Below are 11,659 nucleotides of genomic sequence, written 5' to 3'. Positions count from 1 at the left end.
CTCAAGCTGCCTGTCTGGCCGTGACGAACGCCGCGAGGCTGGCCACGTTGATAAAGTGATTGCGGGTATCCTTGGCGTCGGCATCGATCTTGATGCCGTACTTTTTCTGGATCGCCAGGCCCAATTCCAGGGCGTCTACCGAATCCAGGCCCAGGCCTTCGCCGAACAGGGTTTGCTCGCTGCCGATGTCGCTGGCGTCGATGTCTTCCAGGCCCAGGGCCTCGATGATCAGGGTTTTTATCTCGTGCTCAAGGCTGTTGGGGTTGCTCATCTTCGGCGAGCTCCTTAATGAAATAGTGATGCAGATAATCGTTGAGCTTGCGTGAAGCCTGGGGTGCCGGCCCTTGCGAGGCAAACACCTGTGGGTCTATATCGGCACCCACCTGCAAACTGAAGTGAAAACGGCGGTGGGGGATGCGATACCAGGGTTCGGCCTTGGTCAGCGTGGTCGGGCTGACCCTGAGCACGACGGGGGTGATGATTGTCGCACCCCGCAGGGCAATGGCGGCGGCCCCGCGATGAAAGGCCGGCGCTGCGCCCGGCACGGTGCGGGTGCCTTCGGGAAAAATAATCAGGGTCTGGCCATCACGCAGGGCGCCCGCAGCAGCATCGAGCAGGTCGATGCTGCCGTCATTGCTGAGGTAGCCGGCATCGTTCACCGGGCCGCGGGTGAAGGGGTTCTGCCACAGGCTTTGCTTGACCACGCAATTGGCCTGGCGTACCAGGCCGATCAGCACCACCACGTCGATCAGCGACGGGTGGTTGGCGATGATCATCTGCCCGGGGCGCCCGAGTTTTTCGGCGCCCTCGACGCTATAGGTGAGAATGCCGGCGCGGTACATCATGTTGATAAAGAACCAGAACAACCGGCCGATGGTCAGGCGCGCCCGCCGCTGGTGCTGCCGGGCGTCCCCCGGCAGGCAACTGAGCAGCGGAAATACCAGCAGGCGCAGGCACAGGCCGCCGAGGCCAAACAGCACAAAGCTGGCCGCCGTGGCGAACAGGCGCCAGTAGTAGGCGTCCCGGGGCTTTTCGGTCAGGGTTTGCGTTGCCAGTTCCATACTCGGTTCTTCCAGGCATGTTGGCAGGCCTCCTGCTCGGTGAGCAGGGTGCGCAGCAGGTTCAGGGCGTGGGGCCACTGGGTCTCGGAGGGTTGGACAGTCGCGGTGTGCAAGGCCAGTTGCCATTCGTCGCCAGGGGTCAGCAGCAGGCCCAGGGCATAGGGGAACGGTACGTCGTCGATCCAGCGCGCGTAGGCGCCGGGGGGCTGTTCTTCGGTGATTACCAGCAGCACCGCTGGCGCGCCCTCGTTGAGCAGGGCCGCGGCTTCGAGCATGCCGTGCTCCAGGCCGTCGCCCGCCGCTGCCAGGGCGGTCATTTCACTGGTTTCATTGCGCAGGATCGACCACAGGCCAATCACCGCGTTATGTACCGACAGGCTGAACTGGGTGGGCGACAGGGGCTGGTCAGTGGCCAGGTCGCTGAGAATATCCAGGGTGCGCGGGGTTTCGCCGTGACGGGAGACAAATACCAGCGGCAGGTCCCGCAGGCCTTCGGCCAATGGCCAGCCGACACTGAAGGCCATCCGGGCCAGGCGGCCCAGGCGCCGACGCTGCATGGCCGGCAGAAACGACACATCGGGCGCAGCATCGCTTTGGGCCAGCAACGCCGGGGCATGGCACCAGGCGCGCCAGGCATCCACGCTGTCGAGCCCCGGGGCCCAGGCGCGCCATTGGGCGATGTTGAAGTTGATCACTGAGAAGAATTCCCGCCCCTGCGGGCTTCCTTGTGCTGCAATTGGCCCGTAGAACCGGGACATGGCGCGATGGCCGAGTGGCGCGCATTATCCCGGTGCGGTGGGGTTCTAGCAAACTTTGGTAAAGAATTGTTCACGGAATATTACAAAATCGCCGAAAAAGAATCGCTGATTGTCCGCCATGGGGGGTGTGTGCCAGGTGTCGGGGATTTCCTGTTTTGTCGGAGGAAGCGACAGGCTGCGATGCGAGATAAAGCCTTCAATGCTGTAGTACAGGAATGATCAAGGTAGCGAGCGGGCGCTTTTGCCCTCTACACTCGGGCATTCATTGATACACGGAGGTTTTTCCATGCGGCGTGTGGTGTTCAATCAAAAAGGTGGGGTTGGCAAGTCCAGCATCGCCTGCAACCTGGCGGCGGTCAGCGCCAGCGAAGGCTATCGAACCCTGTTGGTGGACCTCGATGCACAGGCCAACTCGACCCAGTACCTCACGGGGCTGACGGGCGACGATATCCCCATGGGGATTGCCGATTTCTTCAAGCAGACCCTGTCTTCCGGGCCGTTCTCGAAGAAAAACCAGGTGGATATCTACGAAACCCCGTTCGACAACCTGCACGTCATCACCGCCACCGCAGAACTGGCGGACCTGCAGCCCAAGCTTGAGGCCAAGCACAAGATCAACAAGCTGCGAAAGCTGCTCGATGAATTGGCCGAGGATTACGACCGGATATACCTGGATACCCCGCCGGCCTTGAATTTTTATGCGGTTTCGGCGCTGATCGCGGCTGATCGTGTATTGATACCGTTCGATTGCGACAGCTTCTCGCGTCAGGCGCTGTATGGGCTGCTGGCGGAAATCGAAGAGCTCAAGGACGACCACAACGAAGGCCTTGAAGTGGAAGGCATTGTGGTCAACCAGTTCCAGGCCCGGGCGAGCCTGCCGCAGCAGATGCTCGACGAGTTGATCGCCGAAGGCCTGCCGGTGCTGCCGGTGTACCTGGCCAGCTCGGTGCGCATGCGCGAGTCCCACCAGGAAAGCAAACCGCTGATCCACCTGGACCCGCGCCACAAACTGACCCAACAGTTTGTGGCGCTGCATAACCTGCTGGAAAACCGCTGATCATCAAGGATGAACACGCTCGATGTGGGAGCTGGCTTGCCTGCTCCCGCAGGCTTACACCCCTTGGCTGCGCAACCAGCTCATCAATTGCGGCAATGGAAAGGCCCCACTCTGGCGCGCCACTTCGCGGCCGTTCTTGAACAGGATCAGGCTGGGAATCGAACGAATCCCCAATTGCGCCGAAAGCTGCTGGTTGGCCTCGCTATCGAGCTTGGCCAGCCGGCACTTGCCCGCCAACTGCCCGGCCGCCTGTTCAAACACCGGCGCAAACGACTTGCACGGCCCGCACCATTCGGCCCACACATCCACCAGGAGCGGCAAATCGCCCTTGATCTGGCTGGAATAGTCGCCCTGGCTTAATTCAAACGGTTTGCTGAGCAACACCGGCTGCTTGCAGCGCCCGCACTTTGGGGCATCGCCCAGGCGTTCGTGGGGGATGCGGTTGAGGGCGTTGCAGTGGGGGCAGGGGATTACAAGAGAATCGGACATGATGGGGTTCCGTTGACGTTGCCAATGAACACTATTTGGAGCCAAGGCCGAGATTATCAAGGTTCGGCGGTGGTGACGCACGCGTTCACATTTTTGTCTGTGCGCAGCTTTGGCCGTGTATCTAGGCTGCTTGGGCGGGTCTGGGATTGCGCCATTGGTCTGCTGACCAGTTATCGCATATTGCGATAATTTGATCCCCGGACTAACCTTCATAGCAAGATGCGATAAGGATATTGCATGCGAGTAATCAGTGTGAGGCCAATTCAAAATGCCAGGGAAAAATGGCCGCACTCAGCCAGTGCCCTGGATGAGTGGTACCGCAAAGTCAGGGTCATTACTCCCGGCGATTTTGCTGCATTGCGGTCGGTCTTTCCTTCAGTGGACAAGGTTGGGTCGTTGCATGTCTTCAATATCGGTGGCAATAAACTGCGGCTCATAGCCGTTGTGCGCTACCGCATGCAGCGCCTCTATATCCGGCATGTACTGGACCACCATGAATATGACAAGGGCAGGTGGAAGGAGTAACGAGAAATGAGCGTATTGATTGAGCAGGCCGTTGAGCACTGGGAGTTTGTGTCACCGTTGTTGCGCAAACCCAAAAGTGAGGCAGATTACAATGTGCTGGTCGAGGCCCTCGACGAATTGCTGGATATTGTCGGGGAGGACGAAACCCACCCGCTGATGGGGTTGGTGGATATCATCGGCGACTGGGTCGAGGCCTATGATCTGGAGCATTGGCCGATGCCTGAGGTGAGTGGGGTCGATGTGTTGCGGTCAATGATGCAAGAGCACGGTTTGACCCAGAGCGACTTACCGGGCGTTGGTCCTCAATCAGTGGTCTCTGAAATTCTCAGCGGCAAGCGCCAGCTCAACGTGCGGCAGATTCGTTGGCTGGCAGAGCATTTTAAAGTGCCGGTGGACATGTTCATCTGAGAAGGGCTAGGACGAACAACTGATCTCCAAATGCTTGCCCCAATCGGGCGGTCGTTGCGCGTACTGCTCCATCCCGGCCTGTTCTTCAAATGGATGGCTCAATACCTCATGCAGCCTTCGCACTTCACTGTAGTCACCTGATTCGGCGGCAGTGATGGCGTTTTGTGCCAAGTAGTTGCGCAGGATGTACAGCGGGTTGACCGCGTGCATCCGCTCGCGGCGTTCTGCCTCGCTCCCTGTGCCGTCGCGCTCAACCCGGGCCTTGTAATCGTCGGCCCAGGCATCGAAGCCCGCGCGGTCGACGAAGTCATCCCGCAGGCGCGCCACGGCCAATGCGGCGGGCTCATTCCCCAGGTGGCGGAAGAACAGGGTGTAGTCCACGCCGCTGTTCTGCATCAGTTGCAGCAAACGCTCCACCCGTTTCTGGTCGTCGTCTTCGGCGGTGGTCAGGCCCAGGCGGCGGCGCATCAGGTCCAGGTAGTGGGCCTGGTACAGCGGCAGGTACAGGCCGAGGGTTTCGCGCAGGGCTTCAACGCTGATATACGGCGTCAACGCCTGGGCCAGGGCGCTGAGGTTCCACTGGCCGATGGGCACCTGGTTGCTGAAGGCGTAGCGGCCTTCGTGGTCGGAGTGGTTGCAGATGAAATGGGCGTCGAAGTCATCGAGGAAGGCAAACGGCCCGAAGTCGAAGGTAATCCCCAGGATCGACATGTTGTCGGTGTTCATCACCCCATGGCAAAAACCATAGGCCTGCCATTTGGCGATCAGCTCGGCATTGCGTTCGACGATCTCGCGGAACATCGCCAGGTACGGCTCGGGTTGCCCCTGGCAGTGGGCAAAGTGCAGCTGCAGTACGTGCTCGGCCAGTTGCTGGTGCAGCTCGGTTTTCTGGGTGTAGTAGAAGTACTCGAAGTGCCCGAAGCGGATATGGCTCGGTGCCAGGCGCAGCACCATGGCGGCGCGCTCCTGTTTTTCGCGCCAGACCGGGGTGTCGGAGCCGATCACGCACAGGGCGCGACTGCTGGGGATGCCCAGGGCATGCAAGGCTTCGCAGGCGAGGAACTCGCGGATCGACGAACGCAGCACAGCGCGGCCATCGCCCATGCGCGAGTAAGGCGTTTGCCCGGCGCCCTTGAGGTGCAAGTCCCAGTGCTCGCCCGCCGCGTTGTACACCTCGCCCAGCAGTAAGCCGCGGCCGTCCCCCAGTTGCGGGTTGTAAGAGCCAAACTGATGCCCGGAATAGACCATCGCCCGCGGTTCAGCCTCGGCCCACAGCGTGTGGCCGCCGAACAGTTCGGCGAACACCGGCGTGTCGGCGACGGCAGGGTCGAGGTCCAGCAGCGCCAGGGCGGCGTTGCTCGCCACCACCAGGCGGGGCGCGTCGATGGGCTCGGGCAATACGTGGGTTGAGAAACCGTCGCCCAGGCGGGCGAAGCGGTTGTCGAAGGTCAGGTCGTCGAGGGCTTTCACCGGCCATCTCCAGCAGAATGTCCGAGCATTCTGCTGGGGATAGCGCGGTTAGTCGAGTTTGGCCGGCGGGGTGGGTTGCGGCGAGCCGTCATTGGCCGGTTTGCTCAGGGGCTCGATTTCCACCAGCTTGTATTCCTGGCCATGCAGGTTCTTCAGGTAGACCTCCATCTGCCGGAACGAAATGTTGATGCTCTGCTTCTTGAACTCACGGTTGATAAAGCGGTTGACCTCATCGATCACCGGGTTGCGGTCGCCCAGGTCGCGCACATGCATGCGCAACTCGTGGTCGAGGGTGCTTTCGCCGAAGTTGAGGAAGTACACATGGGGTTCCGGGTCTTTCAGTACCCGTGGGTTATCCCTGGCGGCCTTGAGCAGCAAATCCTTCACCAGGTCCAGGTCGGAGCCGTAGTCCACGCCGAGCTTGAGGGTTACCCGGGTGATGGTGTCGGTCAGCGACCAGTTGATCAGTTGCCCGGTGATAAAGGTTTTGTTCGGGACAATGATGTCCTTGCGGTCGAAGTCGGTGATGGTGGTGGCACGGATGCGGATCTTGCTCACCGTGCCCGACAGGTTGCCGATGGTAATGGTGTCGCCAATCCGTACCGGGCGCTCGAACAGGATCATGATGCCGGAGATAAAGTTGGCGAAGATCTCCTGCATGCCGAAGCCCAGGCCCACCGAGAGCGCGGCCACCAGCCATTGCAACTTGTCCCAGCTCACCCCGAGGGTCGACAGGGTGGACACAAAACCCACGCCGGCAATTACATACGACAGCAAGGTGGTGGTGGCGTAGGCGCTGCCCTGGGCCAGGTCCAGTTTCGACAGCACCAGCACTTCCAGCAGGCCCGGCAGGTTGCGCGCCAGGGCAAAGGTGATGCCGATGATGATCAGTGCGCCGAGCATGTCACCGATGCTGATGGGCACCATGCTGATATTGGCGCCGGTGCCGCTGGTGTATTCGTAGAGGGTGATGTTGTCCAGGTAGGAGAACACTGAGATCAGGTCGGACCAGACCCAGTACAGCGCCGCGATAAAGCCGCCGAGCAGGGCCAGGCGGATCAGGCGCATGGATTGTTCGTTGACCTGCTCGATATCCAGGGTCGGTTCCTCGATCACCACTTCGCCGTCGCCGGCTTCCTTGGCGGCCTGGCGCTTGGCCAGTGCCCGGGAGTACGCCAGGCGCCGTGCGGCCACGCCCAGGCCGCGAACGAAGGTGGCTTCGATCACCAGCCAGAACATCAGCAGGTACAGGGTGTTGATCAGGCGGTCGCTGAGTTTGAGGGCGGTGTAGTAGTAGCCAAAGCACACGGCGATAAACAGGGCGATGGGCAGCGCGGTAAACAGCACGCCCACCAGCTTGCGAAACAGCGAGGCTTTTTCATGGGTCGGGCTGTTGAGCAGCAGGCGGCTGAGCAACCAGGCCATCAGTGCATAACAGGTCAGTACCACGGCGATGCCCAGTACATCGTCGGCCAGGGCCGCCGGTTGATGTTCGGCGATCGACACCACGGCCACCAGCGCCAGCACCACCAGCCCCAGCTTGCGGATCCAGCCCTGGAGGAATTCGACCTGGGGTTTTTCCCAGCGGAAATGCAATTCGGCCACGCCACCCGGCGCCAGGATCCGATAGGCGGTGTAGAACACCAGCCACGCCTGGGCGATCTGCACCAGGGCCATGCCCAGGTTGGCGTTCTGCCCGCGGGCGTCGATTTGCAGGGCGTAGCCACACAGCGCCAGGCCGAGGGTCACCGGCAAGGCCAGGAGGATGTTGACCAGGATCGCGATGGGGGTGTGCCACTGGCTGTCACGTTTGAAGTGGCCGATATCCATATGGATTTTTCTCAGCCGCTCGTACAGGTTGCTGCGCCGCCACAACAGCGCGCCGATCAACAGCAGCAGGGGCAGGAACAGCAACGGGCGCTGGGCCAGGCCGTCGTACAGCTCGCTGAGGCTGGAGGCCCAGGGCAGGGTGTCGACCTGCTTTTCCAGGCGGGTGGGCACGGTTTCCAGCCATTCGACGTCCAGCGGTTTGTTGCTGGGGATCCAGAACATCTGTTCGTCGAGGGTTGCGCGCAGGCTGGCGGCGGTGCTGAGCAGTTGTTTCTGGTTCAGTTGCAGGGTGATGGATTCGTTGAGCAGCGCGCTCAACTCCCGGCTCAGGCGTTCGAGCAGGTCGCTGCGGGTCACCGCCAGTTCCATCAGGGTGCGGCGCAATTGCGGTGTGACTTGGTCTTGCGGTTGGTTGGCCAGCAGGTTATCCACATAGGTGCTTGGCGAACTGATCAGCTCGCGCTGCTGGTTGACCTCGAACTGGTACAGGCGAATGTTGGCGATATCGTCCGCCAGGTCGCGGTCGACCCGCAGTCGCGGCAAGGCCTGTTTCTGTTTGTAGAGAATCTTCGACAGCAGCAGGCTGCCCTTGAGTACGTTGATTTGCTCGTCCAGGGCCGAGTCGCTCTGGGTCACGTTGTCCAGCAACTGTTTGGTTTGCAGGTTCTGCTGGGTCAGCTCGTTGAGCCGGTCGGTACTTTTGAGCAGGTAGTCGGACAGTTTCAGGTTGGCCGCGCTTTCCGTGGCCAGCAGGCTGCTGCTGCCGGCTTTTTGCGCTTCGATGGACTGCTGGGTCACGGTTTCCTGGGACTGGGCCAGGCGTTTCTGGTTGATCAGGGTTTGCAGGTCTTGGATTTCCTGCTCCAGGCGCGCGGTTTTTTCCACTGCCAGGTCATGTTGGCTGTTGCCCAGGTCTTGCAGTTGGCTGTTGCCCGCCAGTTCCTGGCGGCGTAACGGGATCAAGGCGTTGAGCGACGCCAGCTCGGCGTTCAGCAGGTTGCGCTGGTCGCCATTGAGGGGTTTGCCGTTGTCCTTGCCGGCCTTGAGGATGCCGTTGATCTGCTGGATGCGGGTCTGGCTGTTGCTGATTTCGGTCTGGGCGCGCTCGGGCCGGGTCTGGGCGGCGATGCTCAGGCTGTTGGCGTCGGCCAGCTCCTTTTGCAGGTCGCCTTGCTGGGTGCTGCGCTGCACCAGCAGTTGTTCGAGCTGCGGCACCGGCAGGCTGGCATAGCGTTGGGCCACTGGGATGACCTTGGTGGCTTTGAGCCGGGCCAGTTCACGGGCGTTTTCCGTGGTCTGGCGCGGCGCGTCTTGCAATTGGCGCTTGAGATCGCTCAGGCGCTGCTCGTAATCCTGCTTGTTGCCCAGCAAGGTCAGGGTCTGCTGCAACACATTTTGCAGCGCCTTCATGTCGGCGTCGGGTAGTTTGCGGTCCGGCAGCTTGTCCAGGGTCTGCTGTACGCTCTCGACGCTCGGCGGCTCGGCAGCGAACACGGGGCTTACGCAGAGACTCAGGCCCAGCAGGGCAGTGGCAAAAAAGGTGCGCAGGATTGTCATAGAGACCGGTCGGACAAGGTGGGAAATAGGGGGCGTCCTGGCATCCAGTGGCACGCCGTCGCCCCGCAGTTTAGAGGAAGAGCCCGGGGCCCGGGCGACTTCCTTCGGGGAATCTGACGCCAACTTTGCCGATCTTGTTCCCGTCCATCACCGCGACGGTCCAAATGGTGTTGTTCCACTCCACCTGGTCGCCGACAATCGGCGCGCCCCCGACTTTCTGGGTAATAAAGTGGCTGAGCGGCATGTCCGGGTCGATGCCGTCGAGCTTGAGCCCGTACAGCGCCGACACCGCGCCCAACTGGGCGTCGCCCTCCAGCACGAAGTCGCCGAAAAAGCGCAGGTCCAGGCCCCGTTGCGGTGCCTGGCTGAACAGTTTGCCGAGGGCGGCGAGGTTGTGTTCATGGCCGATCACGCACAGCAGGTCGCCGACTTCCAGCACCGTACTACCCGACGGGTGGAGCAGTTGCTGGCCGCGAAACAGCGCGGCGATCCGCGTGCCTTCGGGCATTTTCAGTTCGCGCAGGGCAGCGCCGATGCACCATTTCTCGGCCCCCAGGCGGTAGACAAACAGCTCCCACTCGCTGGTGACGTGCACTTCCAGGGCCGCCCGGGAAATCGGCGCAGGCTCGGGCGGGACCGTCACTTTCAAGAGCTTGGCCACCCACGGCAGGCTGGTGCCTTGCACCAGCAACGACACCAGCACGATAAAGAAGGCCAGGTTGAAATACAGCTGGGCGTGGGGCAGGCCGGCCATCAGTGGGAACACCGCAAGAATGATCGGCACCGCGCCGCGCAGGCCGACCCAGGCGATAAACACTTTTTCGCGGCCATGGAAGGCCTTGAACGGCAGCAGGCCGACCGCCACCGACAGTGGCCGGGCAAACAGGATCATCCACAGCGCCAGGCCCAGGGCCGGCAGGGCAATCGGCAGCAGGTCATGGGGCGTGACCAGCAGGCCCAGCACCAGGAACATGCCGATCTGTGCCAGCCAGGCCATGCCGTCGAGCATATGCAGGATGCCGTGGCGGCTGCGTACCGGGCGATTGCCGATCACCAGGCCGCACAGGTACACGGCGAGGAAGCCACTGCCATGCAGGGCGTTGGTCAGGGCAAAGATAAACAGGCCGCCGGCGATCACCAGGATCGGGTACAGGCCGTTGGCCAGGTTGATCCGGTTGACCAGTTGCAGCATCAGCCAACCGCCGCCCAGGCCGATAATGCCGCCGATGCCGAACTCGCGGATCAGGTGGGTCAACAGGCTCCAATGCAGGCCGGTCTGGCCGCTGGCGAGCATGTCGATCAAGGTTACGGTGAGGAACACTGCCATGGGGTCGTTGCTGCCGGACTCGATTTCCAGGCTGGCACTGACCCGTTCGTTCAGGCCCTTGCCACCCAGCAGCGAGAACACGGCGGCGGCATCGGTGGAGCCGACGATGGCGCCGATCAGCAGGCCCTGGATGATATTGAGGTCGAACAGCCAGGCTGCTGCCATACCGGTGAGGCCGGTGGTAATCAACACCCCCACGGTCGCCAGCGACAGGGCTGGCCACAGTGCCACGCGAAAACTCGCGACCCGGGTCCGCAAGCCGCCATCGAGCAGGATCACCGCCAATGCCAGGTTGCCCACCAGATACGCGGTAGGGTAATTATCGAAAATGATCCCGCCGCCATCGACGCCGGCCAGCATGCCCACGGCCAGGATGATCACCAGGATCGGGATCCCCAGGCGGGATGAAAGAGAACTCACCAGAATGCTCGCACTTACCAGCAACGCGCCGATCAAGAACAGGCTGTTGATGGTCGTCGCATTCAAAGGCAGTACTCCGGAAAAAAAGGCGGGGCGCAGACTGGCCATGCAGCCTGCGTGCCAGCGATTCTAACCTGTTGAATTGCTACGCTGTCAAAAAGCTTTCAGGTTGCGCCTATCAAATGGCAGGTAGTTCCAGTACTCATCGCCGGCGGGTGGCTTCTTATCAAAAAATATATGTATGTTGCGATTAGTGTTGGTTTCCGCGGGCTCATTAAGAAAAAATGAACCTACTGTGGTTAGTTAGGCGGACTGCCTGTTATTGATATGGGCAATGTCAGGAAAGTTGTCACGTCCAGCCGGAGCCGACAATATCCCCATTCCTTACTTCGCCTTCTGCGGTGATACTAAGCGGCGGTCGATTGTGCACATGAATATAGGTTGTATTGTCTTCTGGAACCCAGTTCAACAATGTGTCACCTGGTTTTTTTATGGCGTCAGGACCTAAGGTTTGGAGGGTGAAAGAGTTTAAGCCCATGTGTTTTAGAGTGTCGGAAAAATCTATGAGATCTTTACCGGTCTGGAAGCCCTGGATTTTATGAGAGCCGGCTCTTGGATCGGATGGGCCATAGATAGAATAGGTGTTTCCTCCTCTATCGTTAGGGAAACTCTGAAAAAGACTTTCTGATTTGGCAAAATACCGCGACCCCACCCACCGAGTTTCCCGATGAAGCAGATGACCTTCGCCGACGCCGAG

11 protein-coding genes are annotated in these 11,659 nt (G+C 60.9%); 3 read left to right on the top strand and 8 right to left on the bottom strand.

The annotated features are described in order from the left end of the window. Window position 1: 1 nt before the first annotated feature. From AO268_RS15675 to AO268_RS15665, 3 genes are read right to left on the bottom strand one after another with little or no spacing between them, the layout of a single operon-like run. Window positions 2-271: a phosphopantetheine-binding protein gene (locus AO268_RS15675; protein ID WP_029296129.1), complete on the bottom strand. Its 270-nt coding sequence runs from the start codon at window positions 269-271 to the stop codon at window positions 2-4. Then, window positions 249-1,061, bottom strand: a complete 813-nt coding sequence (locus AO268_RS15670) for a lysophospholipid acyltransferase family protein (RefSeq protein ID WP_076961750.1) — start codon at window positions 1,059-1,061, stop codon at window positions 249-251. Before AO268_RS15670 ends, AO268_RS15675 begins: the two co-directional genes overlap by 23 nt. Further along, window positions 1,037-1,756 carry a beta-ketoacyl synthase chain length factor gene (locus tag AO268_RS15665; protein ID WP_076961751.1) on the bottom strand — a complete coding sequence of 240 codons (720 nt, stop codon included), beginning with the start codon at window positions 1,754-1,756 and terminating at the stop codon, window positions 1,037-1,039. The genes AO268_RS15670 and AO268_RS15665 overlap by 25 nt, the downstream gene beginning before the upstream one ends. 349 nt (window positions 1,757-2,105) lie before the next feature. On the opposite strand from AO268_RS15665, the gene AO268_RS15660 reads away from it, so the two are divergent. Then, the gene (locus AO268_RS15660) at window positions 2,106-2,876 is read left to right on the top strand and encodes a ParA family protein (protein ID WP_076961752.1); all 771 of its coding nucleotides are present in this window, start codon (window positions 2,106-2,108) and stop codon (window positions 2,874-2,876) included. Between the two features lie 54 nt (window positions 2,877-2,930). On the opposite strand, the gene trxC is transcribed toward AO268_RS15660, so the two are convergent. After that, window positions 2,931-3,365, bottom strand: a complete 435-nt coding sequence (gene trxC / locus AO268_RS15655; RefSeq protein ID WP_076961753.1) for a thioredoxin TrxC — start codon at window positions 3,363-3,365, stop codon at window positions 2,931-2,933. A gap of 237 nt (window positions 3,366-3,602) precedes the next feature. Here trxC and AO268_RS15650 point away from each other — a divergent pair, with 237 nt between their 5' ends. After that, entirely contained in the window at window positions 3,603-3,890 is a 288-nt protein-coding gene (locus tag AO268_RS15650; protein WP_099169203.1) for a type II toxin-antitoxin system HigB family toxin, read from the top strand. A gap of 6 nt (window positions 3,891-3,896) precedes the next feature. Next, a complete protein-coding gene (locus AO268_RS15645; RefSeq protein ID WP_076961755.1) occupies window positions 3,897-4,298 on the top strand; it encodes a helix-turn-helix domain-containing protein in 402 nt (133 codons plus the stop codon). A 6-nt stretch (window positions 4,299-4,304) separates the two neighbouring features. On the opposite strand, the gene selO is transcribed toward AO268_RS15645, so the two are convergent. The 4 genes from selO to AO268_RS32745 form a co-directional block, all read right to left on the bottom strand. After that, window positions 4,305-5,768, bottom strand: coding sequence for a protein adenylyltransferase SelO (gene selO / locus AO268_RS15640; protein WP_099169202.1), 1,464 nt, complete (start codon window positions 5,766-5,768; stop codon window positions 4,305-4,307). A 48-nt stretch (window positions 5,769-5,816) separates the two neighbouring features. After that, window positions 5,817-9,155 carry a mechanosensitive channel MscK gene (gene mscK, locus AO268_RS15635; protein ID WP_099169201.1) on the bottom strand — a complete coding sequence of 1,113 codons (3,339 nt, stop codon included), beginning with the start codon at window positions 9,153-9,155 and terminating at the stop codon, window positions 5,817-5,819. A gap of 70 nt (window positions 9,156-9,225) precedes the next feature. After that, window positions 9,226-10,968, bottom strand: coding sequence for a potassium/proton antiporter (locus AO268_RS15630; protein WP_076961790.1), 1,743 nt, complete (start codon window positions 10,966-10,968; stop codon window positions 9,226-9,228). A 283-nt stretch (window positions 10,969-11,251) separates the two neighbouring features. Continuing rightward, the coding region (locus tag AO268_RS32745; protein ID WP_176561377.1) for a hypothetical protein at window positions 11,252-11,659 on the bottom strand (408 nt) is incomplete at its 5' end.

The organism is Pseudomonas sp. ICMP 8385 (genome assembly GCF_002699915.1).
In the GTDB taxonomy this organism is placed as follows: domain Bacteria; phylum Pseudomonadota; class Gammaproteobacteria; order Pseudomonadales; family Pseudomonadaceae; genus Aquipseudomonas; species Aquipseudomonas gessardii.
Note: the sequence above shows the minus strand (reverse complement) of the source record. Positions and strands in the feature narration are given on the sequence as shown.